Origin of the sequence: Halothermothrix orenii H 168, from assembly GCF_000020485.1 — a bacterium.
GTDB classification, from domain to species: Bacteria; Bacillota; Halanaerobiia; order Halanaerobiales; family Halothermotrichaceae; genus Halothermothrix; species Halothermothrix orenii.
Genome location: NC_011899.1, coordinates 22,501 through 47,605, shown reverse-complemented (window position 1 = coordinate 47,605; position 25,105 = coordinate 22,501). Strand labels below are relative to the sequence as shown.

At 36.4% G+C, this 25,105-nt stretch carries 23 protein-coding genes, 13 tRNA genes and 2 rRNA genes (1 of these 38 cut by a window edge); 4 read left to right on the top strand and 34 right to left on the bottom strand.

Features of this window, described 5'->3' with window-relative positions; translation table 11 throughout:
* Positions 1–53: 53 nt before the first annotated feature.
* The 9 genes from HORE_RS00290 to HORE_RS00250 form a co-directional block, all read right to left on the bottom strand.
* A complete protein-coding gene (locus HORE_RS00290) occupies positions 54–1,067 on the bottom strand; it encodes a LacI family DNA-binding transcriptional regulator (protein ID WP_012635001.1) in 1,014 nt (337 codons plus the stop codon).
* 283 nt (positions 1,068–1,350) lie between these two features.
* Complete coding sequence (locus HORE_RS00285) at positions 1,351–2,742, bottom strand: carbohydrate ABC transporter permease (RefSeq protein ID WP_012635000.1); 1,392 nt, start codon at positions 2,740–2,742, stop codon at positions 1,351–1,353.
* Positions 2,712–3,869 carry a carbohydrate ABC transporter permease gene (locus HORE_RS00280; protein WP_427852493.1) on the bottom strand — a complete coding sequence of 386 codons (1,158 nt, stop codon included), beginning with the start codon at positions 3,867–3,869 and terminating at the stop codon, positions 2,712–2,714. The genes HORE_RS00285 and HORE_RS00280 overlap by 31 nt, the downstream gene beginning before the upstream one ends.
* Positions 3,870–3,929: 60 nt before the next feature.
* Positions 3,930–5,198, bottom strand: coding sequence for an ABC transporter substrate-binding protein (locus HORE_RS00275; protein ID WP_012634998.1), 1,269 nt, complete (start codon positions 5,196–5,198; stop codon positions 3,930–3,932).
* Between the two features lie 384 nt (positions 5,199–5,582).
* The gene (locus HORE_RS00270; RefSeq protein WP_012634997.1) at positions 5,583–5,825 is read right to left on the bottom strand and encodes a YkuS family protein; all 243 of its coding nucleotides are present in this window, start codon (positions 5,823–5,825) and stop codon (positions 5,583–5,585) included.
* Between the two features lie 287 nt (positions 5,826–6,112).
* Positions 6,113–6,511, bottom strand: a complete 399-nt coding sequence (locus tag HORE_RS00265) for a hypothetical protein (RefSeq protein WP_012634996.1) — start codon at positions 6,509–6,511, stop codon at positions 6,113–6,115.
* Positions 6,512–6,562: 51 nt separating this feature from the next.
* Complete coding sequence (locus HORE_RS12820) at positions 6,563–6,733, bottom strand: hypothetical protein (protein ID WP_167935740.1); 171 nt, start codon at positions 6,731–6,733, stop codon at positions 6,563–6,565.
* A 538-nt stretch (positions 6,734–7,271) separates the two neighbouring features.
* The gene (locus tag HORE_RS00255; RefSeq protein ID WP_041605685.1) at positions 7,272–8,060 is read right to left on the bottom strand and encodes an ABC transporter permease; all 789 of its coding nucleotides are present in this window, start codon (positions 8,058–8,060) and stop codon (positions 7,272–7,274) included.
* Positions 8,061–8,335: 275 nt separating this feature from the next.
* Positions 8,336–8,872: a GNAT family N-acetyltransferase gene (locus tag HORE_RS00250; protein WP_012634994.1), complete on the bottom strand. Its 537-nt coding sequence runs from the start codon at positions 8,870–8,872 to the stop codon at positions 8,336–8,338.
* A gap of 336 nt (positions 8,873–9,208) precedes the next feature.
* On the opposite strand from HORE_RS00250, the gene HORE_RS00245 reads away from it, so the two are divergent.
* Positions 9,209–9,457, top strand: a complete 249-nt coding sequence (locus tag HORE_RS00245; protein ID WP_012634993.1) for a hypothetical protein — start codon at positions 9,209–9,211, stop codon at positions 9,455–9,457.
* A complete protein-coding gene (locus tag HORE_RS00240; RefSeq protein WP_012634992.1) occupies positions 9,454–9,858 on the top strand; it encodes a type II toxin-antitoxin system VapC family toxin in 405 nt (134 codons plus the stop codon). The genes HORE_RS00245 and HORE_RS00240 overlap by 4 nt, the downstream gene beginning before the upstream one ends.
* Positions 9,859–10,063: 205 nt before the next feature.
* Here HORE_RS00240 and HORE_RS00235 read toward each other — a convergent pair whose 3' ends face one another.
* From HORE_RS00235 to HORE_RS00205, 7 genes are all read right to left on the bottom strand, one after another.
* Positions 10,064–10,687, bottom strand: a complete 624-nt coding sequence (locus HORE_RS00235) for a CPBP family intramembrane glutamic endopeptidase (protein ID WP_012634991.1) — start codon at positions 10,685–10,687, stop codon at positions 10,064–10,066.
* Between the two features lie 176 nt (positions 10,688–10,863).
* Positions 10,864–12,032, bottom strand: a protein-coding gene (locus HORE_RS00230) for an IS3-like element ISHor1 family transposase (protein WP_143710006.1) whose coding sequence is annotated in 2 segments (ribosomal slippage) — positions 10,864–11,777 and positions 11,777–12,032 — 1,170 coding nt in all. Because the reading frame shifts where the segments join, the coding sequence is not laid out codon by codon here.
* Positions 12,033–12,679: 647 nt separating this feature from the next.
* Positions 12,680–13,132 carry a TIR domain-containing protein gene (locus HORE_RS00220; RefSeq protein ID WP_050748579.1) on the bottom strand — a complete coding sequence of 151 codons (453 nt, stop codon included), beginning with the start codon at positions 13,130–13,132 and terminating at the stop codon, positions 12,680–12,682.
* Between the two features lie 174 nt (positions 13,133–13,306).
* A complete protein-coding gene (locus HORE_RS12235) occupies positions 13,307–13,504 on the bottom strand; it encodes a hypothetical protein (protein ID WP_050748578.1) in 198 nt (65 codons plus the stop codon).
* Between the two features lie 255 nt (positions 13,505–13,759).
* Positions 13,760–14,632, bottom strand: a complete 873-nt coding sequence (locus HORE_RS00215; RefSeq protein ID WP_012634988.1) for a DUF3644 domain-containing protein — start codon at positions 14,630–14,632, stop codon at positions 13,760–13,762.
* A gap of 212 nt (positions 14,633–14,844) precedes the next feature.
* The gene (locus HORE_RS00210) at positions 14,845–15,666 is read right to left on the bottom strand and encodes a hypothetical protein (RefSeq protein WP_012634987.1); all 822 of its coding nucleotides are present in this window, start codon (positions 15,664–15,666) and stop codon (positions 14,845–14,847) included.
* Positions 15,667–15,819: 153 nt separating this feature from the next.
* Entirely contained in the window at positions 15,820–16,533 is a 714-nt protein-coding gene (locus tag HORE_RS00205) for an HAD family hydrolase (RefSeq protein WP_012634986.1), read from the bottom strand.
* Between the two features lie 812 nt (positions 16,534–17,345).
* Here HORE_RS00205 and HORE_RS00195 point away from each other — a divergent pair.
* Both HORE_RS00195 and HORE_RS00190 read left to right on the top strand, forming a co-directional pair.
* Positions 17,346–17,570 (top strand): AbrB/MazE/SpoVT family DNA-binding domain-containing protein, encoded by a 225-nt coding sequence (locus tag HORE_RS00195; RefSeq protein ID WP_012634984.1) that lies wholly within the window; start codon positions 17,346–17,348, stop codon positions 17,568–17,570.
* The gene (locus tag HORE_RS00190; RefSeq protein ID WP_012634983.1) at positions 17,567–17,965 is read left to right on the top strand and encodes a type II toxin-antitoxin system death-on-curing family toxin; all 399 of its coding nucleotides are present in this window, start codon (positions 17,567–17,569) and stop codon (positions 17,963–17,965) included. The genes HORE_RS00195 and HORE_RS00190 overlap by 4 nt, the downstream gene beginning before the upstream one ends.
* 178 nt (positions 17,966–18,143) lie before the next feature.
* On the opposite strand, the gene HORE_RS00185 is transcribed toward HORE_RS00190, so the two are convergent.
* The 18 genes from HORE_RS00185 to HORE_RS00100 all read right to left on the bottom strand — a co-directional run.
* Positions 18,144–18,731, bottom strand: coding sequence for a hypothetical protein (locus tag HORE_RS00185; protein WP_012634982.1), 588 nt, complete (start codon positions 18,729–18,731; stop codon positions 18,144–18,146).
* 407 nt (positions 18,732–19,138) lie between these two features.
* The gene (locus HORE_RS00180) at positions 19,139–20,395 is read right to left on the bottom strand and encodes an ABC transporter ATP-binding protein (RefSeq protein WP_012634981.1); all 1,257 of its coding nucleotides are present in this window, start codon (positions 20,393–20,395) and stop codon (positions 19,139–19,141) included.
* Positions 20,396–20,401: 6 nt separating this feature from the next.
* Positions 20,402–21,415, bottom strand: a complete 1,014-nt coding sequence (locus HORE_RS00175) for a FecCD family ABC transporter permease (protein WP_012634980.1) — start codon at positions 21,413–21,415, stop codon at positions 20,402–20,404.
* A 244-nt stretch (positions 21,416–21,659) separates the two neighbouring features.
* Positions 21,660–21,734: transfer RNA gene (locus HORE_RS00170), tRNA-Gly, on the bottom strand.
* Between the two features lies 1 nt (position 21,735).
* A tRNA-Tyr gene (locus tag HORE_RS00165) sits at positions 21,736–21,821 on the bottom strand.
* 21 nt (positions 21,822–21,842) lie between these two features.
* Positions 21,843–21,918, bottom strand: a tRNA-Ala gene (locus tag HORE_RS00160).
* Between the two features lie 2 nt (positions 21,919–21,920).
* Positions 21,921–21,996: transfer RNA gene (locus tag HORE_RS00155), tRNA-Thr, on the bottom strand.
* 7 nt (positions 21,997–22,003) lie between these two features.
* Positions 22,004–22,081, bottom strand: a tRNA-Asp gene (locus HORE_RS00150).
* Between the two features lie 7 nt (positions 22,082–22,088).
* Positions 22,089–22,164: transfer RNA gene (locus HORE_RS00145), tRNA-Val, on the bottom strand.
* Positions 22,165–22,166: 2 nt separating this feature from the next.
* A tRNA-Glu gene (locus HORE_RS00140) sits at positions 22,167–22,242 on the bottom strand.
* Positions 22,243–22,260: 18 nt separating this feature from the next.
* Positions 22,261–22,353: transfer RNA gene (locus tag HORE_RS00135), tRNA-Ser, on the bottom strand.
* 3 nt (positions 22,354–22,356) lie between these two features.
* Positions 22,357–22,432, bottom strand: a tRNA-Met gene (locus HORE_RS00130).
* A gap of 44 nt (positions 22,433–22,476) precedes the next feature.
* Positions 22,477–22,553 (bottom strand) — tRNA-Gly (locus HORE_RS00125).
* An 8-nt stretch (positions 22,554–22,561) separates the two neighbouring features.
* Positions 22,562–22,638: transfer RNA gene (locus HORE_RS00120), tRNA-Met, on the bottom strand.
* A gap of 5 nt (positions 22,639–22,643) precedes the next feature.
* A tRNA-Lys gene (locus tag HORE_RS00115) sits at positions 22,644–22,719 on the bottom strand.
* Between the two features lie 20 nt (positions 22,720–22,739).
* Positions 22,740–22,814: transfer RNA gene (locus HORE_RS00110), tRNA-Gln, on the bottom strand.
* A gap of 11 nt (positions 22,815–22,825) precedes the next feature.
* Positions 22,826–22,942: ribosomal RNA gene (rrf, locus tag HORE_RS00105) — 5S ribosomal RNA — on the bottom strand.
* 144 nt (positions 22,943–23,086) lie between these two features.
* Positions 23,087–25,105 (bottom strand): 23S ribosomal RNA (locus tag HORE_RS00100) (it continues 950 nt past the right edge of the window).

Here is a 25,105-nt window from a genome sequence, read left to right as displayed (position 1 = left end):
TCCAGGTTTCTAAACATAGTCAATCAGAAACTTCTTTAAATGTGATTTACAAATTAACAACACCGGGCACATGAATCTCGAATAACTAATTTTGCTTCTAAAACTTTTTTCTTCATGGTCCCCCCATCCAGTCCATCAAGGACCAATCTTACTGCTTCTCTTCCCATATTAACAGAATCCTGAGCTACAGTAGTTAGACTGGGGTCGGTGTACTCACTTGAAGTTATATTATCATAACCAATAATTGACATATCCCGGGGAAGTATTAAACCCTTATCCTTAAAAGCCTTAATAGCTCCCAGGGCCATAAGGTCACTGGCTGAAAAAACAGCAGTTGGAGGTTCATTTAATTCAAGTATTTTCAGGGCAGCTTTATAACCACTATTTTTGGTAAAATCACCATAAAAGACGAGGTCTTCATCAAAAACACCTTTCTGGGTCAAAAATTCTTTAAAGGCCTGGTATCTCCTTTTAGAGACCTGGGCCTGGTGATGCCCATTAATCATGGCAATCCTCCTGTGACCCAGCTTCCATAAATACTCCAGAGCTTTATGAACTCCACTTAGATTGTCAGTAGTTATAAATCCTACATTCTCAGCATCATCCAGTTCCGTATCAATAATAGTTATAGGGAATTTAGCTTTCTTTATTTCAGGTATATGGGGGTCATCAAGCCTTAAGCCAGTAAAAATAGCTCCTTCAACCCTTCTCTCTTTACAGAGCTTTATGTAGGATTTTTCATCCAGTAGATCGCTATTAGTTGAAAACAGGACTATATCATATCCATTTTTATTGGCTTCTTCCAGAATTCCACTCAAAAATTGAAAGCCAACTGTTTCCCTCTGCTCTGATTCTCTTCTACTAAGCATAAAAACCCCGATGGTATTACTTTTATTTGTAACCAGCCTTTTAGCAATAGTGTTGGCAGAATAGTCCAATTCTTCTGCAACTTTAAGAACCTTTCGTTTTAATTCTTCACTGACATCATCCCTATCATTAAGGGCCTTGGATACAGCTGTAGCTGATACCCCGAGTCTTTTGGCAATATCCTTTATGGTAACACTCATTTTAGCTACCCTCTTTCCCCTGTTTAAATAAAGCAAACTAAAATAAACCAAAACACTTTAACGTTTAAGTTTATTATAACCAACTTTATTCTCCGATGCAAGACTTAAAAATCATCTTTTACTGTTAATCAGGACCAGTCTTCAACCTCCCATTATAAATAAATTATTTTAATTTTTTTATGTTTTTTTATAGAATTAATCTTTTTTAAAGAATAATTTACAAAAAAGTACAACCACCAGAGGTGGTTGCACCAGTGATAAAGGTATACTACAAATAATTATTTTATCCTTTCATGCCACTAAAACTAATTCCTTCAACAAAGTAACGCTGGAAAACCACAAATAAAATTATAATTGGTAGGGCTGAAATAATAGCACCTGCCAGTACAGGACCCCAGTCCATTCCTCCAGCCCCGTAAATTCTTCTAAAACTCAACAAACCCACCGTTAAAGGGAATCGATCCATCGGTGAGGTAATAACAACCAGGGGCAGGAAGAAATCATTCCAGGCTCCCTGAAAAGTAAGGATTGTTAAGGCCCCCAGAGCCGGTTTAGCCAGAGGAAGCATTATTCGTGAAAAGATAGTATAGGTACTGGCCCCATCAATACGGGCCGATTCTTCAAGGGATTTGGGAAGACCTTCAAAAAACTGTTTCATGATAAAGACCGAATTACCGGCCACCATTCCCCATATTATAACCCCACTTAAACTATTTAACAGGGTATCAACCCCAAACAATTTTGTTAATCCAAATATACCATCTCTTAAAACCAGGTAATTGGAAACAAAGGTAACCTGCAGAGGAATCATCATGGAAAAAAGAACCAGAATAAACAGGACCTTTTTACCAGCGAAGTTCAACCGGGCCAGAACATAACCGGCCATGGAAGCCACAATAATAGTAGTTATAACCCTGGTTATGGATAGGAAAAATGAATTAAATATCCAGGTTAAAAACAGGCTTCTACCGGTAGTCCGGCTATAGTTTTCATTAAAAACCCGATGGTAATTGTGAAAGATATAAGGAATTGTACCACTGACAATGTTATCCCAGCTTTGAACCATTCCTAACCTTTCCAACCTGTTGGGTTCAAAATCGGCTTCCACAAATTTGACTTTATAGGGGACCTGGACATCAACAGGAACCTTATCAAAGGTGTACTGACTGGGATTAGTAAGGGTAATCTCATAAATTACTTTGGTCCCTTTATCAGTTTTTTGACGTTCTATTTCCTCAACAGACTTAACCTCTATATAGTCTACCGCAAACTTTTTATCAAGTTCAAAAGCAGATTTTCCGTAACCGGCTAATCTTTTTGAAACTCTGGCCTGGGGTGGGGTTATTTCTTTACCATCAGGATATAAGTAGGTAGCTCTAAAAGAAACATTATGCCCCGGTTTAAGACAACCAAAAAAACCTCCTCCCCCACCCTGTCTGGCAACTCGATAAGCCCCAATCCAGTTTTTGGGTGAAAGCTGGGCTGTTTTTAAGGTAGGAGGCCACTCAACTGGATTATCCTTAAGGGATGATATTGCCCCGAACAAAAAGGGGCCCATGAACAGGATAGAAAATATCAGTAATATTAGATAAATAGCAGCAACATTTCTCCACCTTTTACGCCTGATCTTAAGATTGATTTCCTCTATATTTTCTTTCGTTTTAAGACGGGCCATATTAATCTCTCCCCTCTCCGGATATTTTTTTTCCGGATTAATACCAGTGTTAAAGTAATCAAAGCCAGGACTATAGCTCCAGCACTGGCCATCCCGGCATGAGGAGTTGCTGAACTGGGGAATGTATTTCTATAGACATAATAGGCCAGGGTCACAATAGATTCAAGAGGAGCCTGATCCCCAACTATAGCAATCTGGTCAAAAACCTGAAGAGTTCCAATCAGACCCAGAGTCACTACTAAAAAAGTAATGTGCCTCAACTGGGGAATAGTAACATACCTGAACTTTTGCCAGGTATTGGCCCCATCAACTTCAGCAGCTTCATATAATGAAGATGGAATGTCCTGTAAACCGGCAAGATATATAAGCATAAAGGTCGGAATAGTGGTCCAGATATTCAAAATCATTATAGCACCCAGGGGTCTGGCAAATGATAACGGCCCCAGCCACCCAAAAACCTTTTCCCTGGTATTTAGCCATATAATATCCACCGGTTTAACATCTACCACTGTTATATATCCCATTATTCTCAGTATATAGGTAACAATTGCTGCAAACAAAATCGACAGAACTAAATAACTCGGTTCTAAGTATTTAACCGGCCTACCCTGCCTTTTTTCCTTAAAAACCAAAAGGGCCTGCATGGCTATCAACAAAAGAAAAAAGACTCCTATCATTTTTCCATAACTATGATAAAGGGTTACCAAATAGTTAATTAAACCTTTGCGTTGAAATAACCAGATAAAAATTAATGTAATAACAACACTGGAAGTAACGCTGGGCATATAATAGGCAGCCCTGAAAAACCTGATTCCTTTAATTTTTTGATTCATAACAACAGCCAGAATGAGGGCAAAAATGGTCTGCACAGTGGTGACAATAATAGAGTACATAAGGGTATTCCTGAAGGCAACACCAAATAAATACTCCCGAAAAAGATCTAAATAATTTTTAAAACCTACAAATGTAGGGGGATCAAATAGATTATATTTAGTAAAGCTAAAGTATACCACTCTGATAAAAGCATAACCAAAAAATATAATAAACCAGAATAAAAAAGGTGCCAGTAAAACATATGGTGCCATTTTCTCTTTCCAGTAGGCCCACTTTTTCTGCAAGACGGTCACCTCCTATTTATAAAAAAGGGGAGTGGGGAATCCCCCGCTCCCCCTCTCCAGGGTCTACTTTTATTTATTCATTATGTCCTGTTCAAGTCTTTCCTGGGCAGTTTTTAATGCTTCTTCTACTGTTGACTGTCCACTCATTACTTCATTTAAAGCAGTATTGATTGGTTCCATCCATTCTCCACCATAATCCCTGAAACTATAGGGTTTAATATTTCCTCTTGACGCACCCATGAAGACAACTTTATTGGCCTGGGCTTCCTTGGTCTGCTTTTCAAAGTACGGATTGTCAGCCAGTGATTTCCGGCTGGGAATGGCAAGACCCCTTTCCAGAACCCATTGCTGGGCTTCAGGACTTGTCAGTGTTTCTAAAACCCTGAAAGCGGCTTCTTTATTCTTTGAGTTAGCATTTATACCCCAGGCAACAGTGAAGATAAAGTTACCTCTTTCATCGGTATCTGAGCATTTCGGTAGCAAGGTAGCACCATAATTCAGGTTTGGTGCCTGATCACGCAGGAATCCAATAATCCAGGCTCCTTCGAGGCAGGCAGCAAAATTACCATTAGCAAAGGCGCCACCGCCCCAGCCCTGGCCAATATCAGCCGGCATAATACCTAACCCTTTTTCTTTTAATCCGGTATACCATTTAAATGCTTTGACAAATTTGGGGTCCTGGAGATTTGTTTTTCCATTTACAAAAGGTTCCCATCCAGCAGCATAAGCAAAGGCACCCATCCTGGCATACTCAGGTTGTAATGCCAATCCATGAATTTCTTCTCCTTCTTTTTCAAAAAACTCAACCACTTTCCTTAATTTATATTCTAAGGTTTTCCAGGTATCGGCCTCATTGGGATAAGGTATTCCTGCTATATCAAAAAGGTCCTTATTGTAAAACAGGGCCAGAGAGTTGAAATCCTTGGGGATTCCATACAATTTGCCTTCATAGGTAAAACCTTCTAGTAAGCTGGGCACAATGTCTTCTTTGCTGATAACTTCAGATTTAGCCAGATAGCTATCAAGCGGTTCAACCAGACCTTCTTTTATAACATTTTTAGCCCAGAAAATATCCATATAAAACAGGTCTGCAGCAGTACCGGCAGAAAGCGAATTCAAAAGGTACCTTTGATAATCATCAGCAATAGGCTCGTAAATAATTTCAATACCTTCATCCGCCAGCTCTGGCCTGACAAATTTATTAAGGAGCTCCTCAACAATTACCTGGTCATTCCCCCCAAAGCCAGCAATCCTGACAGTGGTTTTAGCCAATCCTGTCCCATAACAAACCAGTAACAGGCTTACTACCAGTAAAACAATTAAAGATTTATTTCTCATCCTTGTCCCCCCTGAAATTTTTAATTAGTTTATTAAAACCTTGACCACTTTAAACTACTTTAACGTTAAAGTTAAAACATAAACTTAAACGTTAAAGTTACTGTACACCCCTCCTCTCATATAAAATTCAAAAAATTGATATAAAATTTTTTAGCTAATATATATGTATTATAATTAAAAATTTTTTATAACAATATTCAAATTTTTCTTTTTTTATTATACTATAAAACATTGTTTGTTGCAAGAATATTTTGTCTATATTTTTCAATATACAACTATATGTTATAAATACAACCTTTATCATTATAAAAAAATATAATAAAAAAACAACCGCTATCAGCGGTTGTTAAATTTATTACCCATATCAACTTTCACTACCAGACACTAGATCAATCTATTTTCTAATTCATTCCTGACCTGAACAGCAGTCAAACCACGGGCATCAATGATCTGGGCCTTTGAAGTAATATCTTCCCTGTTCATCATATTTCTATCCTGGCCACTTATGACAATAGCATCTGCTTCCCTCATGTTTTGATTGGTCAAATTCACCACCTGATACCCAAATCTTTCAAGTTCCTGAGCTATGTTGCTCAATCCTTCTTCTACAGCTATTTTCCTGGCCACTTTATCACCCCTGTCTTTATAAATAATTTCTTTTTTTATTGTGCCTCTAAGGAATGATAATCATACGGTTGTCGGGATTTATCTTTCTGTAATATCAGACCAATTTTTAATAAAAATAGTAACTGAACTATATATTTTGATTCATAATTTCATCATTCCCCAGAGTTGTCAGAGGCCAGGGTGGTGGAATTACCATTGCTCTTCAGAAATCCCCACTTTTATAATTAAGATTAAACTTTAATGTATACAAATATTTTTAACCATAAGCACAGCACCCATTATAAATTCTAATTTGAACTTGCCTTTAAATCATCATACATCTTTTCACACCTTTTTATCCATAATTCAAAATAATCTTCAGGATCTACTATCTTGTCTTCTAAATCTTTTATGCTATATATTTTTTCTTCTTTACACAAACAAACACAATTTAAATAAAAGTCCCAGTCTAAGTCATCTTTATCCCAATATACTTTTATTTTTCTTATACCTCTTTTATAAAGTGCATATGCTCTGGTATGACCATCAGTAAAAAAGATATTATTTCCTATCTTCTTAATAGGCAAAGGATTAATATCCTCAATGTTTACCGAATCTAAATATTTATTTACTCTACCCAACTTCTCTTTATTAATATAAAGTTGACTGGGTTGAATACTTAAAATATCTTTTATAAATATATTCATCTTATATCAGCTCCATTTGCTTCTAGACTATATCAAATAACATTACAGGTTTTAAAAGTGCCTTAACTCAGTTTTAACAGACTTAGGTAATCTTTTTAATTCCTTTTCAACTACCTTTAGCAGCCGCTTTTTTTCATCTTCAGGTAATTCCTCACTTAATCTAGCTGCTGCAACTAGTGTTATTGTCTTCAAGAAAAATTTCAGCTGTTCTTCCCTGTCCAATTAATTTCTTTTTCATATTTTTCTCCTTTAAGTCTTTAACCCATGGGCAGAATTACTTAAATTTATATAGATAAAATATAATAACTAGTTATTTCTCTTCTTTATTGTAATAAAAATTTGCTAATCCAAAATACATTAGTCCAATAAAAATCCACATCCACTCAATATTTCCTTTAGGTAAATCATGTATTATAGGCCTAATATACACTGGATAAATACCAGTTAAAATAAATAAAATCCCTCCAATAATCCATGCTATTGTTTTAATATTTCTTTTAATAAAAATCACCTCATATTAAACATATTTTAATAAAACTAATTAAAAACTGTGTCGCCTAATGTCCCTGGGGTCCGCAACGTGCTCGTGGTTCTGTCACAAGTTTGCCGTTGTATACTAACCTTATCATGCAAACTTTGGTGACAGAGGGCCTGTCCTCTCCTTTCTAGAAAAAAGTGATTTAAACATTTAAAGCACATCAGAGGTTTGCGAAATTCATATGTCTTAGGGATAAAGCTTTACTTAACATTTAAACTTTAATTAATATGTATTTAAAAGACCATGCTTTTTGACATATTTTTGACTTTTTTTAAAAGCATAAATACCAACAACTAGCCATAAAGTTGAAACAGTTATTAATATTGACCAATCAATAATATTAACATTTAAACCACCCACTGCTTTCCTGGCCAGGTCAATCCCAGCAGACAATGGTATTATTTTTCCAAGGCTTTCTGATATATAGGTTTTGGTCATTGTATCTGAAATGAACAAGAGAATTACCTGGGTTATAAAAACCAGCTGACCTATTTTCTTTACCCGAAGGGTAATGGCCCCAAAGATTAAAGCTATTCCATACATTCCAGCAAGAGTAATCAATAGAGCAATAAAGGACGGCCAGGTAAATATAATATTAACACCTGCTATTATTTTAGATATTATTATGATAGCTATAGCTACTATGCTATTAATCATTAAATTACTCAATATAGTACCAATTAAAATAAAATTAAAAGGAATAATAGCCATAAATTTCTGTTGTAATGTGCCTTTCACCTGCTCTGTCCTTATCTCACTGCTTATTCTACTTATAGCTGAAATGGAATAACTCCAGAAAATATAGCCAAGGAGAAGAAGAGATGGGGAATCCCCGGTTTGATAATAAAGGCCTAATTTTGTTCCCGTATTTAAAAATATTAAAGATAAGTAAAGAATAGATAATACAATAATATCACTTATAATCCCAACCCTATAAGAGAAAGTCTCCTGTAGATACCTGATTATTTCTGCTTTAATAATGAATAGCGTATTTTTAATTTTGTAAAACATTTGATACCACCCCATTTATCAATTCCCTATATCTTCTCTCTATTTCCTCAGTAGTTAAATTATCATTAATAAATTTATCTTTTATACTTCCCTGGTTAATAACCACAAACCTGCTTACAATCCTTCGTAAAAAATCAACATCATGGGAGGTTATAATAATGGTTTTATTAAATTTATCTTTTATATACTGCAGGTGTTCAATTAATTTGCTTCTCGAATCAATATCAAGGCCATTGGACGGTTCATAATTATTCCTCCTTAATATTATCTATTGTTTAAAGTAAACTATATTCTAATTGACAATCACAAGGTTCTTGAGAAACTAATGCTTCATTATATTCTTTTGCTTCTATACAACCCAATGCTTTATAAAAAGCCTGTGTTTCTTCTGCTGAATGTGCAGAAATATATAACTTTTTTGCACCCATTTCTATTGCTCTCTCACAAACAAGATAAAATAATCTTTTTCCTATCCTCATCCCACGATTTTCATAAGATATATGAATGTTTGAGAGTTGTAAATATTCATTTTTAGTTCCAAAAAGATGATTTTCTAAAGATGCAAAGCCAACAAGAACATTTTTTTTGAATGCACCAAATACTGTCCCACCAGTTTCTATAGTATTCTTTAGACATTTAACAAGATATTTATACTCATCCGGACCCCACTGTTCAGTAAAACAAATTTCTTTCAATATCCATTCTCCATTGTCTTTGCGCCAACACTTCTTTACCTCTTGATAACGATTAAAGTTTGAAAATAATGATAATCTTACTTCGTCTTTAGTTAATTTTTTGTATTTGATTGTCACAATTAAATTCCTCCAATATATTTTTTATAATACCCGGTCTATTATTCTTACTTTCATTGTCCAACCTAAGCTGGAAATTTCACATAACGTCCCTGGAATTTACGGCGTTACCGTTTCCGTTAGGGTTGGCATGGCTTTTGCTGCTTTATCCCTCTTTTTCAAAAAACATGACAAAGGCAATGTCCCGCATCGTAGCCACGATCTTTGGCGTCATAGCAACACCATGTTATATGAAGTTCAGCCAGGTTATCAACATTATAGTTCCCATATATTATTAATGCATATTGCATGCATTTTATTTTTATGTTATAATATACCCAGAAAGGAGGTAGCTTTATGCCTACTTTACAAGTCCGTAATTTACCTGAACATATTTATAACAAAATTGTTGAACTTGCTGAAGAAGACCGCAGAAGTATTACTCAAGAAACAATTATTTTATTAGAAAAAGCTTTAGAGATGGAAAAACAAAATAAAAAACATCGTAAAAAATTATTAAATAAAATTATTAATGAAACCAAATCTGATAATTTTGATAATGTACCTGACCCTGTTCCACTTATTAGGGAGGACCGTCAAAGATGATAATAACTTTAGATGTTAGTGCTGCTATTGAATTTATTATGGGACGAAAATATCAACCATTTATTAAGTCTAAACTAGAAAAAGCTGACTGGATTATTGCTCCCACCCTTTTCATTTACGAAGCTTCAAATGTTATGTGGAAATATCATTCCATTAAAAATTATCCCCAAGATAAATTATTACGAAAGTTGCGGCAAATACTGAATATTATAGATCAATTTGTTGAACCAAAAAATATTTATGAAGAAGCTATTTCAGTATCCTTTAAAATTGATCACCCTGTATATGATGCAATGTATTTGGTCACTTCTCGTAGAAAAAATGCTAAATTATTAACTATGGATAATAGATTAATTAAAGCTGCAAGCAAACTTGAAATACCGGTATATGATTTTAATTAGGGCTGAATTTCACATAACGTAACCGTATTGCCGAAGTCCATCAGACTTAGATAGCTCCTAACTTAGTCTGATGGATTTGGGTGCAGCGTAGCGGAACCGGCAATATTTTGTTAGCTGAAGTCGGACAGCTTTTATTTATATACATCCATCTCTTTTCTTTACTAAATCCAAAGTTAAGATTACACTATAACAAATATACACTTTTTTATAAGACTAAAAATATTATAACAGTTGCAGTATTTGTAATAGCATGAAATATCCATCCTATCACAATGCTACCATTTGTTTTTCTTTCATTAATATAACAATAAAAATACCCCATAATTGTTGCTGTAATCATTTCCAATATTCGAACCTTCGTAGAAGCACCATTCAAAGAAAAATAATGTATTGATCCAAAAGTTATAGCTTGTATTAAATTACCGTAAAAGTAACCTGTCTTACTTATTAATCTTTTAGCTAAAAAACCTCTAAAAAATATTTCTTCACTTAAACCTGTTTGAATAAAACTATAAATTAATACGGAAAGTATCAGAAATATCATGCCTAAGTCATCGTCAGAAAAACTACTTCCTATTGCATTAATTTTTGCTAATTCTCCTTTTAAATAGATAATAGTTATAGTAATTAAATTAAAAGAATAAGCTGCTAGAAACAATAAAATGATTTTTTTAAAGCTTTTTATATAGGCAACTTTCTTTAAACCAATATAAGCTAAAAATCCTTTTATTGTTCTCCTTGTTATAATATAAAATACTAAAGGTAATAAAGAAAATAAGATTAGTTGAAAAATTGCATTCATTAAATACTTAAATATAAATGTTTGCATGTCACAAACTCCATTCTATATATAATATAACTTATTTCATTGTTTATTACCTCATTTAAAAACATTCAAAAATCTTGTCCGATTTCAGCCAACGTCCTGGCATTTCCTGCGTTGCCGTTCCGCCAGGATTGGCATGACTTATGCTACAACAACCCCTTTGGGGTTCCCCCAATAAATTAGACACATAGTTTAGACGTTTTTCTTTCTTTCTCGTAATCTTCCGGGCTTTTATAATCTAGTGAAGAATGTAATCGAATCCTATTATAAAAAATCTCTATATACTCAAATATATCACGTTTTGCCTGAGCCCTGCTCTGATACTTGTTGTGGAAAATCAATTCTGTTTTTAGTGTTGCAAAAAAACTTTCAGCTACTGCATTGTCCCAGCAATCACCTTTGCGGCTCATTGATGAAATAATACCGTATTTCCACAGTGTTTTTTGAAAATCATGGCTGGCATACTGACTACCTCTGTCAGAATGAAAAATTAATCCCCTGGAGGGATTACGATTTAGTACGGCCATTTCCAATGCATCAATCACTAACCTTTTTGTCATATGATTGTCCATTGACCAACCAACAACCTTGCGAGAATAGAGGTCAATCACTACTGAAAGATAAAGCCAGCCTTCTTTTGTTGGAATATATGTTATGTCTGATACCCAGACTTTATCAGGTTGGGTAACGCTAAAATTACGTTTGAGAAGATTATTTTTTAAAGGGAGATTATTGTCAGAATTAGTTGTCCTTTTAAACTTTCTTTTCTGTATTGCTTTTAATCCCATTATCCTCATTAGTCGTTCAATACGCTTAATATTATAATGATAACCCTCTTTTTTAAGCTGTTTATGTATCCGGGGGCTACCACACCTTCCCCTGGTCTGCCAGTATATTTCAGCTATCTTCAACTTTAACTTTTTATTTGTTAACTCTCTTTTACCAGGTTTTCTATTTAACCAGCTGTAATATCCTGACCGGGATACATTTAAAACCTGGCACATCTTCTCCACAGCAAATTCATTACTGTGATCCCGGATGAAACCATATATCATTTCGGTTCCTTTGAGAAGATGCGCACTGCTTTTTTTAATATATCACGCTCTATTTTTATATCATTTAATTCTTTTTTTAGTCTTTGAATTTCTTCCTGTTCAGGGGTTAACTTTTGTTTACCATTGCCTGGGAAAGCTAAGTCACCTTTGTTTTTGTATTCCCTACGCCATCTGATTAGATTATGATAACTTATACCTAGTTCTTTTGCTATAACTGTGCAAGATTTATCCGAGCTAAAACTAAGTTCCACAGCTTCTCTTTTAAATTCTTCTGAATATTTTTTCCTTCCCATTATGGGCACCTCCTGGGTTAATTATATACCTAAACCCAGTGTCCGACAAATGGGGGGAAGGTCAAATGTCCCGAAGGGCAACGGACATTTATTTATAGATTTCTTGCTTAGTGTTAGCGAAAACACTGTGTTAGGTGAAGTATGCTGCTTAAGCATGTCAAAATGGGAGGTCCGAGGAGGGGCCCGTTTTGGCATGCGCCTAGAAACTTTAAATTCTCCTTCTACTATTTGAAACACAAAATTATATTATTTTATGAAAACTTCTTTTTGGGTTTTCTTTTTACATCATTATTATTTTTAATAGAATTTAATATTAAAACTAATGGCTTCTAACTGATTCAACATTTTCGAAACGTCAAGAAACTCTTCAGAAAGTAAGTTATTTTTTTTAAATCAAGCCCACAAGTCAAAAAAGTAGGAGGTCCGAGGAGGTACCTGCTTTTTTGACATACTCCCTCGTGCTCTTTACTCCAGCATATTTCACCTAACGTTCTAGGGATTTACGACGTTGCCGCCCCTTTAGGGTTGATATGGCTTTTGCTACCCAAATCCTCATACCCTCTGACTGCAAAAGACATAACAAAGGCAATGTCCCGTAGGGTAGCCGGTCTTTGGCGTCACGTAAATCCCGTGTTATACGAAGTCAATCAAGCAATATCATTAAGATCTATATTATAACCAGCAGCTTTTAATTCACGCCCTAATATAAATTTCCAGCTACCACTTGCGTCATATGGCACATATAAAATACCATCAAAATCAGATGGTAATTCAACTTCTTCTAAAAAAATAGGACATACCTTCTCTCTTCCTAATTTTGCGATAAAATATCCCATTTCTACAAGAACATTTTGCCTTGCTCTATATTTATAATCATCTTCTGACTTAGCTTTTCCTAGGTCATCAGGAGTAAGAAGAATAATGGCAAAACCAACATCTGAATTATTCTCAAGTTTTTCGATAATTGTTTGCCCTGTATTTGGTCTTTCATTTAATATGACTGCCTCAAGTCCTAATTTCTCTATTGTCCTAGCTACCGTTTCTTTTACTTCAATATTATGACCATGAACTATAAATACTTTATTATTATCTGTTTTCACATCCTTTTCATCAGTATGTACTAAATGTTCAAAAAGAACAAGTCTTTCTCTTATAGATTCTAAAGCTTCAATTTTTTTCTTAATAATATCTTTATGTCTTTTTATTTTTTGTCCTAAAGGTTCTCTATAATGTCCTATAACACCAATAGTAAACCCATTATAATCTTCAATAATTTAATTTTCTTCAAATATTTTTCCAAGCAAATCTTTATTAAAGGCTGTCCATTTTTTATATTCAGTTTTAGATTGCTCTAATTCAGCAATAGTAGATATTTTGCGTTCATATAGTTTAATACCCAATTCAATTCTTTCACTTAAATATTTTTCAGCTTCCTTTTTAGGTATTTTTAATTTGTAATTTTTCTCTGACATTAATAACCAACCTTTCTTAGATTGATTTCGTATAACGTATCCGTATTGCCGAAGTCCATCAAACCTTAGATAGCTCCTATCTTGGTTTGATGGATTTGGACGAAATGACGTTAGGAATGAAGTCGGCAATATATTGTTATCTGCAGTTGCGTACTTACGAACGTTCGTAATACTTATCAAATTCATTGAGTATATTTGGGCTATAAAAATCTTTTTTTGCACTTTTTGGATTATCTGGGTCTAAATATCGTGACATTACATATCGTTTATCTTTCTTAAGTTCTTTTCGAATAGTATGATACTTCTGCTATCTTGTAATCTTTCTGTTAATTCTTTATAATCCCATGGATATAAAGAACGAATATCTTCTTCTGTAAGTGTTACAGGAATTGCATCTGGATCATCACCTAATGCTAACCTCGCTGCTGTTGATAAAGCAGATCTTTTTAATCTAACATTTAGTTCTAATGTAACTGCATATTCGTCTTCATTTTTACCACCCTTATCATAGGAATGATGTAAAGATGTTAAATATTTAGCTATATTTGTTTCTTCAGATGTCAGATTTACTGCTAAAGCAGAATCAAAATCTCTAAAAAAAGCAAGTGGCATTAAATAAAAGTTATATTGACTCAAGTCATGATCAAACCACTTTTTCGTTAATTTCACAAAATTTTGTAAAGTTGCAGTTCCTAATTCTTGTATTGCCTTTGACAAGTCAGAACTCATATTAATCAAATGAATTGAATTATCTCTAATCTCTGTAAGTGCATCTAAATTAGCTTTTACTGCTTGATCAATATTACCTAATCCTTCATTCTCAATTAAAACTAAGGTTTTTCCCATACTTATTGTCATAGGGTTACCTGTACGGTTTCTCTTTATATATCTTCTTTTGCTCTTGGTACCATTTTTTAGAGTTCTTCTTTCATATATATATAGTTCTCTAATATCATTATCTTTTTCTTTAAGTACTTTGGCTTTCAGAAGTAATTCCCATGCGTTCAATGCTAATATTGAAAATGTTTCTTCGCGATATTTATGATCAGGCTTATTATACGTTTCGATGGCAGTAATCATAGCTGAAATTGCAGTATGAAGTAATGCACTAGATCTTGAACAAGCCATAATATCATCCTTTCTGTTAGCAATTGCAGATAACGTCCCCAGTGTTCCCGACGTGCCTGCGCCCCACTGGGGCCTGGTACGATGTTTGCGTGATATAAGCTTCCCGTCCTGATTCACAATAACTCATGCAAACATCGTATCAGAAGGCATGTCCCGAAGGGCAGGCTGTTTTTTAGCCGTAGCGGTAACACTGTGTTATATGACGTAATCGCTTAACTATCTTCTTTATCCAGTAATTTACTTTTTAAATCTTCACGAAGATCATAGGTATATTTGAAATTTCTATGATTTTCTCTTTGATTTTCAGGGATCTGAACAATTCTCATAATGTCAGAACAATGTAATTTTAATAACATCACTGTAAAGTCTTCACAATAAGAAAAAACATTGTATAATGTCACATCCATATATTCTTCTAGTGTGCAATTTTTATCAACTAAAATTTGTTTTTTCACTAAAGGTTTATCATTTTTATCCAAATATACTTCAAAATTAGTTATTTCTAATTTTGAATGTTCAACTTTTCCTCTATAATCATATAATTCTTTATACCATTTACTATCTTCATTTAACATTTTTATGTACTCTTTTTCATTAGTAAAAACCTTTTTTAAATATTTTAATAAATCTTTAGGTCCATCAAATTTTTTGTCAAAAACACACTCAGCAATTTTAATTGTTTTTCTTAGAGCTATAACATTTCTTATTAAAAAATCCTCGAAATATTTGTTCAACTCATATGAAGGATCATTATATTGAATAACATTTTCTTTTATTTTTATTTCTTTTTCTTCAATAATTTTATTTATAGTTTCATTCTGCAATTCTAAATAATTTTTAAATAATTCTTGTGCTTTAATTAAATCCAGAGTACATTCATGAAGAAATTCTTTTATCTTTTCAATTTTTTTATCAGATAAATTTATTAAATTTGTTTTAAATAATTCGAAAAATTGTAAAGACAATCTATTTACAATCGGATTGTTTGTTCCATGATTTAAAACCTTAGTAAATTTAAATCTCTGATTGCTCATATCAAATTCCTCCTGACCGTAAGCGATTATGTCATATAACGTTTTTGAGTTTCCGAAGTTTCTGAACCTTAGTCAGACTTGACTTAGGTTCAGAAATTTGGGTGCAGCGGCAGCGGAACCGGAAACTCTGTGTTAGGCGATCGTGGCTCAAATTTACCCAACATCTTTATTTTTATTTATTTCTTTAATTATTTCTGGAATCAATTCTAATGAATTAATAATAAAGCCGTTCCCAACATATTCAATTTTCTTATCTGCATTTCTATCAATTAAACCTGCATATAATACAGAATTAATAGCACCTATAAAATCTTTTTTATAATTATCGCCAATATATAAAGCTTCATAAGAATTAATATCCAAATCATTCAAACATTTTTTAAATATCCTCTTATCAGGTTTAGATATACCTAAATCACCAGAAATAACTACTGTATCAAAAAAATCTATTATACTTTTGTTTTTTAATTTCTTTCTTTGTTGATCTGAGTCTCCATCAGATATAATTCCAAGCAAATAGTCATTTAGTAATTCTAAACATACATCAGAAAATAAAGTCCAGTTATTCTCATAAGCGGATAAATAATAATTAAAAAATTCTTTTGCTTCAGCACTAGATATATTTTCACCAAACCTTGAAAAAACGCCTTTTAATCTCAATATTTTTTGTTCTTGAAATGTAATTTCCTTTTTTAAATATTGCTCCATATACTTATCATGTTCTTCTTTCCATATATCTTGAAATTCACTTAGTGTGAATCCCTTTTCAGCTATAAACTTATCATAAAAATTTTTACTTCCCTTTTTAATTGCTGATGTATGACTAATTAAGGTATCATCAATGTCAAATATAATTGCCTTTATCATTTTTTTATCTCTCCTTTACCCGCGTGAGCCATGTCGCTTAACGTATTCGTATTGCCGAAGTTCCTGAGTTTTAGGGCGACTGCCCTTAACGAAGGAATTTGGGTGAAATGACGGCAGGAATGGAACCGGCAATATATTGTTATACGATCGTTCCGGTCCCCCATTTTCAATGCGTTTTTTAAGGATTAATTTTTATTACTATTCTATATAGTAGAGGAAAACCAATAATAACAGAAATTATAACGAAAAATCCTAAAATATTTTTTATTAAAATACTGTGTATTAAATAATTAAAAATATAAAGTAGATAAAAGTACATTGCAAATCTTCCAAACCATTTATTGTCTTCTACATAAAATAAATCAAAAAAATATTTCTTTATTTTTCTCAACTTTTCATAACGAAATATTATAAAAATAATAATTATTGAGGTGGGAGCGGTTATAAATATTAATTCCATATTTTTTCACCTACTTTTAAAAAATTTAATTTATATACAATTAATTTACTTAGAAGGCATAGCTTTCCCATCTTTTCAGCCTACAATCTTAGGAATGTCGTATAACGTTCCCGGTGTTCCCGACGTTGCCGTTCCAACAGGATTGGCATGGCTTTTGCTCACAATACCTCCATCCCCAATGATTACAAAAGACATGACAAAGGCAATGTCCCGCAGGGTAGCCATGGACTTTGGCGTAATGGGAACACCGTGTTATCTGACGTTTGCCCCTTTTTATAAATGTTCTTTTACTTTCTGTTTCCTTCTTGCATATTATGTAATACAAATGTTATAATATTTATGAGGTGATATTATGAGATCTATTAAATTACGTAAAGTTGGAAATAGTTTCGGATTTACAATCCCAAAAGAACTTATTGAAAAATATAATCTTAAAGAAGGTGAAGAACTCCATGTTATAGAAATGTCTGAAGGGTTTACCTTAACCCCTTTTGATCCAGAATTTGAAAATTGGGCCAGTGCTTTTGAAAAAACTAATAAAAAATTTAAAAACACATTAAGGGAATTATCAAAATGAAAAAAATAAAATTCATTCCCAAAAAAGTAATCTTATATTTTTATGATCAACTTCTTCAAACCTATGGCGGTAAACATGGTATTAGGGATGAAAAATTACTTGATTCTGCATTAGAACAACCTAAAGCAACATATGAAGGCAAATACTTACATGATACTTTAATGGATATGGCTGCTGCTTATGGTTATCACTTATGTAATAATCATCCTTTTATAGACGGAAATAAAAGAATTGCCCTTGTAGCTATGGATGTTTTCCTCCAAAGAAATGGTTATGAAATTGTTGCATCAGAAAAAGAAACGTACAAAATAATGATTAAATTATCAGCTGGCCAATTATCAAAAAAAGAATTGACAAAGTGGTTAGAAAAAAATACATCCCCATTGCAGGATTAAAACTTCTGGTGAAAAAAACCCCAGGAGTTTTTTTATTAATTGTTATATCAGGCAAATGTCAGATAACGTTCCTAGGGTTTAAGAAGTTCATGAGCCTTAGGGCGACTGCCCTTGGCGAATGAATTTGGGTGAAGCGACAGCAAAACCTTAAACCCTATGTTATATGAAGTACTGACAATTAGCTAAAAATATTATCTAAAAACGGTTTTACCTTTTCCCATAAATTATATAATGTACCTATTGTTGATACTATTTCTTTAATATTATTCATTATTGGTTTTACTATACTTTTCTTTTGTTTTTCTTTCGGTAAAGCAGTTTGTGATGCAATAAAAGAAACTTGTTCTAACAATTCATTCTTCTCTTCTTGTTTTAACTCATTACTTTCTATAATTTTCTCAGTAAAATCCTTTAATGCAGCTACTAATTCATCATTTCCACTCTTCTTAATTTGCTCCATCGCAACATCTATTTTCTTAACTTCACCAGGATTAATTGCTCCGATAACACTTCTATCAACATTAATATTGTTAAAAGAAATTTTGCCTGTATTTATATATTGATTTGGTTGGTTGATTTTATATTTAGGCAAAACACCATATACTCCTAATGTTGCTTCCATCATATCACTCAAATAATTCATTTCTTCAAGATACCTGTTATTCTGCATTTGTATAGCTTGTTGTAATTTTAAATAACAATCAACACATAACGGTTGGCCCTCAACCTGATTTATTGCTGTTTTCCCACATTGACTACAATTCATAACTTAACACCTCTATTTTCTGTCAGTACTTCATATAACTCTCATCTTACCGACACCATAATGTCGTAAAGATATCTCTTTCTAACTTCTTTACGACTGAAAGTGTCGGTAATATCTTTCTATAGCAGACATTTAAACTTCCCACTTATCCAGAAATCACAATTCACTGACCTATATTTATACATATTCCCCTGTAATGACTACCCAGGGAAATATCCAAATAAAACCAAAATATTCTATAAAGGTCATTCAGGTTGATAATAAATTTTTCCATAATATTCATATATTTATATGTTTCTACATCAAAACTAAATTTCCTTTAAAATATGAAAATTCATCCCATCGATTTAAACAAAAAAAGACACCCGTCTATCAGGTGTCTTTAAAAGCAATCCTCTATTTACATATTATAATTTATTTAGATAAGACAATACCTCATCTTCATTTTTAACGGAATAACAATTTGCTCTTTTCTCCATTTCACTCCAGTATTTATTAGCCAGGCCATCTGTATAGTCTTTTTCTTTTATGTTATGAGAATTTACTATTATTATCGGTTTATCTTTAATACCACTGATTGCTTTAAGATTATCAATATTACCATATCCAAATGGTGTATCTGCTACTACTATAACATCACTTTCCCGTATCAAAGCGACATTATCCTTCAGGCTCTTTTCACAGATGGGGGCAAAAGGTGGAATCTCAACTACTGGTATACCCAGTTCCATGGCCTTCTCCCAGTCACTATCCCCCTGATTTAAAACACCGGTACTTACCCGGTAACCTTGCTGGTGTAATGTATTCATAAGTTCCTTTCCGGACCCTCCACCACAAATCAAATGTACCCGGGGTTTTTGGGTTGGTTTTATCCTCTGTCTCTTTTTCTCTTTTCCAGGAATTAAAACCACATAGGGTTTGTTGGATATGGGGTTATTTAATACTTTAACTTCAGTATTATATACCTTTTTTATATTTGCCGGTGTTAATACTTCTTCTGGAGAACCGGCAGCAAATATTTTCCCATCTTTTAAAAGGATAAGCCTTTTACAATACTGACCTGTTAAGTTTAAATCATGTGATACCAGTAAGATGGTCAGGTTCATGGTTTTGTTTAAATGAGACAGCAATTCAAAAATCTCCTGCTGATAGTTAATATCTAGACTGGCTGTGGGTTCATCTAAAAGTAATATTTCAGGTTGTTGCGCCAGAGCCCGGGCAATAATAACCCGTTGTCGTTCCCCACCACTCAATTCCCTGACCTTTTTATCCCGTAACTTACTGGTATCTGTTAGCTCCATTACTTCTTCTACTATAACTTTATCTTCCCGGGTTACACGTCCCCAGTTGTCCATATAGGGATTTCTCCCCATTAATATTAAATCATAAACAGTAAAGTTAAACTGAATAGAAGTATCCTGGGGGACTACGGAAAGGATACGGGATAACTCCTTTACTGAATAATCATTTAATAATCTTTTATTAAGATATATTAATCCAGATTCAGGCGATAATATTTTACTTAAATTCTTTAAGAGGGTTGATTTACCCGACCCATTGGGACCTATAATACCTATAAACTCCTTGTTTTCAATAGACAGCGAAACATTCTTCAGTATTGCCTTATTATAATATCCAAAATTGAGGTTTTTAATTTCAATCATTTTGCATCACCATAAATTATCCTTCTTTTTCTTTAGAAGATATATAAAATAAGGAGCCCCTACCAGGGCCGTAATAATACCGACCGGTATCTCCGATGGTTTAATTAATGTCCGGGCCAGATCATCACTTACAACCAGAAATAAACCTCCGAGAAGCCATGAAAAAGGCAGCAAACGCCGGTGGTCAGGGCCAATAATAAGCCTTGAAATATGGGGAACTATTAATCCAATAAAACCTATTATTCCACTGACAGATACAGCTGCTGCGGTTAATAAAGCACCTGAAAAAATCAAAATTGATTTAACCCTTTCTACATTAACCCCCAGGTTATGGGCACTCTCTTCACCCAGTAAAAGTATGTTTAAATCTTTTAAATAAAAAACGACAGGTATTAAACCCAGTATATAATACGGAACTATTATCTTTACTTCTTTCCAGCCTTCTGTAATCAAACTCCCCATTAACCAGTAAACAACTTTATACAGATCACCGGTAACAAAAACCATCAAAAAAGACATAACTGCATTTAACAGAAAGCCAACCGCTACACCAGCCAGTAAAAAAGTAGTTACCGGAGTTTTTTTGTTAACCCGTGCCATCCTGTATACAGTAAAAATCGTCAATAAAGACCCCAGAAAAGCCATAATTGGCATAGTATCAAACCACAGAAAGGTAATACTCCAGTTAAATAAAATAGCCAGGGTAACAGCTGTTCCAGCTCCGGCTGAAACTCCAATTATATAGGGATCAACCATGGGATTTCTGATAACTCCCTGAAACACAACCCCGGATACAGCCAGAGCTGAACCAACCAGGAAACTTAGAATAATCCGGGGAAGCCTGATATCCTTTATAATTATTTTATAGGTTTCATTACTATCTGCATGGTCCAGTATAATTGCCCAAATTTGATGAATGGGTATATGAACCGACCCGACTGCTAAAGATAATATAAAGACTACTATCAATAATACTATTAAAGCCAGGAAAATTATTTTTCTCGAATAATTTAGTTTCATAGTTAGTCACCTTAATTATTTTTTATGGATAATTAATAATGATGTTGTCACCACAGGTGCTCCGTATCTAAATAAAACATACAGGAACAGTTTAAGGTTGCACCACAGGTGCTCCGTATCTAAATAAACCGTACATGAACTGTTTAAAGTTGTTTGCTGGATATATAAAAATTATATAAGTATTCTCATTCAATCTCAAGAAAAAAGAATTATAAAATAAAAAAAGCACCTGAACGGTGCATAATGGAGCGGGAAACGGGATTCGAACCCGCGACCTTCTCGTTGGCAACGAGACGCTCTACCTCTGAGCTATTCCCGCATGGTGGAGGGGAAAGGATTTGAACCTTTGAAGGCAATCGCCGGCAGATTTACAGTCTGCTCCCTTTGACCACTCGGGCACCCCTCCATATTATTTAATTTAAAAAAATGGTGGAGATGAGGGGATTCGAACCCCTGGCCTCTACACTGCCAGTGTAGCGCTCTCCCAACTGAGCTACATCCCCACTGGAGCCGATGACCGGACTTGAACCGGTGACCCCTTCCTTACCATGGAAGTGCTCTACCGACTGAGCTACATCGGCATAAATGTGGCGGAGGTGACGGGATTCGAACCCGCGATCTCCGGCGTGACAGGCCGGCGCGTTGAGCCAGCTACGCTACACCTCCATTAAAATGGTGGGCGAAACAGGACTCGAACCTGTGGCCCCCTGCTTGTAAGGCAGGTGCTCTCCCAACTGAGCTATTCGCCCACTGGCACCCTCAAGGGGATTCGAACCCCTGCCGCCAGGATGAAAACCTGGTGTCCTGGACCACTAGACGATGAGGGCTTAAAAAACAGGTAACCTTGGCGGAGAGGGAGGGATTCGAACCCTCGCCAGGGCTTACACCCTGCTACAGGTTTAGCAAACCCGCCCCTTCGGCCACTTGGGTACCTCTCCGGGTGGTGGGTCTAAGAGGATTCGAACCTCTGACACTGCGGGTATGAACCGCATGCTCTGCCAACTGAGCTATAGACCCACGTATTTTATTAAATATCATCTTCAAGTTAGAATGCTTTATAATGGAGCGGGAGACGGGATTCGAACCCGCGACCCTCAGCTTGGAAGGCTGATGCTCTAGCCAGCTGAGCTACTCCCGCCGATAAAATGGTTGCGGGGGACGGATTCGAACCGCCGACCTTCAGGTTATGAGCCTGACGAGCTACCAGACTGCTCCACCCCGCGATGAATGGTGAGCCATGGAGGAATCGAACCTCCGACAACCTGATTAAAAGTCAGGTGCTCTACCGACTGAGCTAATGGCCCATGTTATTTTTGATTTTGCCTGGCTGGGGCGGCAGGATTCGAACCTGCGCATGCTGGGACCAAAACCCAGTGCCTTACCACTTGGCTACACCCCAGAGTTTTAAATATCCGGCAGCGACCTACTCTCCCACGGGGTTACCCCCGCAGTACCATAGGCGCTGGAGGACTTAACTTCTGTGTTCGGAATGGGAACAGGTGTTGCCCCTCCGCTATTGCCACCGGAAAACTTTTTGCTTATCTCTCATTCGCATATTCTATTATAACAGATTTTTTCGCCTTGTCAACACTTTATTTCAGCTTTTTTAACTTTTTGGCCTCTCAATATTAACCACTTTCACACCTTCAAAACAGCATACAATGATGAGATGAGATTAAGCCCTCGACCTATTAGTACCGGTCAGCTTAACGAATTACTCCGCTTCCACCTCCGGCCTATCTACCTGATCATCTCTCAGGGGTCTTACCTCCTTAAAGAGTGGGATACCTTATCTTGAGGGTGGCTTCACGCTTAGATGCTTTCAGCGTTTATCCACTCCACACATGGCTACCCAGCTATGCCCCTGGCGGAACAACTGGTTCACCAGCGGTGTGTCCATCCCGGTCCTCTCGTACTAGGGATGGCTCCCCTCAAGTATCCTGCGCCTGCGACGGATAGGGACCGAACTGTCTCACGACGTTCTGAACCCAGCTCGCGTACCGCTTTAATGGGCGAACAGCCCAACCCTTGGAACCTGCTTCAGCTCCAGGATGCGACGAGCCGACATCGAGGTGCCAAACCTCCCCGTCGATGTGAACTCTTGGGGGAGATAAGCCTGTTATCCCCGGGGTAACTTTTATCCGTTGAGCGACGGCGATTCCATGCTCCACCGCCGGATCACTAAGCCCGACTTTCGTCCCTGCTCGACCTGTATGTCTCGCAGTCAAGCTCCCTTCTGCCTTTACACTCTTCGTGCGATTTCCATCCGCACTGAGGGAACCTTTGGGCGCCTCCGTTACCTTTTAGGAGGCGACCGCCCCAGTCAAACTGCCCGCCTGACAATGTCCCATGACCGGTTTACGGCCACTGGTTAGAATTTCACTACAGGAAGGGTGGTATCCCACCGGCGGCTCCACTGATGCTGGCGCACCAGCCTCTCAGCCTCCCACCTATCCTGTACATCCTGTAGCAAAACCCAATATCAGGCTACAGTAAAGCTCCACGGGGTCTTTCCGTCCTGTCGCAGGTAGTGAGCATCTTCACTCACACTACAATTTCGCCGAGTCCCTTGTTGAGACAGCGCCCAAGTCGTTTCGCCTTTCGTGCAGGTCGGAACTTACCCGACAAGGAATTTCGCTACCTTAGGACCGTTATAGTTACGGCCGCCGTTTACTGGGGCTTAGGTTCAGACCTTCGCTTGCGCTAAGCCTTCCCCTTGACCTTCCAGCACCGGGCAGGCGTCAGCCCCTATACTTCGTCTTTCGACTTAGCAGAGACCTGTGTTTTTGATAAACAGTCGCTTGGGCCTGGTCACTGCAACCGCCTCGGGCTTTCACCCTATCGCGGCACCCCTTCTCCCGAAGTTACGGGGCCATTTTGCCGAGTTCCTTAACAAGGGTTCTCTCGCGCGCCTTGGGATTCTCTCCCTGCCTACCTGTGTCGGTTTCCGGTACGGGCACTATTAACCTCACTAGCGGCTTTTCTCGGCGGCTCATTGGACAACTTCGCCTCATTCGGCTCGACATCACCCTCCGGAGTTATGGATATGGGGATTTGCCTCCTTATCCCTCCTTCGGGCTTATACACGCTCCTCCAGTCGCGTGCTTGCCCTCTTCGCCGCGTCCCCGCTTCGCTCAAACGGTTAATAGTGGCATCGGAATCTCTACCGATTTCCCATCGCCTACGCCTTTCGGCCTCGGCTTAGGTCCCGGCTTACCCTGAGCGGACGAGCCTTCCTCAGGAAACCTCAGGCTTCCGGCGGAGGGGATTCTCACCCCTCTTTTCGCTACTCATACCGGCATTCTCGCTTCTGTGCCGTCCACTGCTCCTTCCGGTACAGCTTCTCCCAGCACAGAATGCTCCCCTACCGCATGTGGCCTTTTGCCACCTGCCCACAGCTTCGGTGACAGGCTTAAGCCCCGTTACATCTTCGGCGCAAGGCCGCTCGACCAGTGAGCTGTTACGCACTCTTTAAATGAATGGCTGCTTCTAAGCCAACATCCTGGTTGTCTTAGCGACCTCACTTCCTTTTCCACTTAGCCTGTACTTGGGGACCTTAGCTGGTGATCTGGGCTGTTTCCCTCTCGACTACGGAGCTTATCCCCCGCAGTCTGACTCCCAAGGCCTGTGCTTCGGGCATTCGGAGTTTGAATGGGTTCGGTAACCTTGGTGGGCCCCTAGCCCAATCAG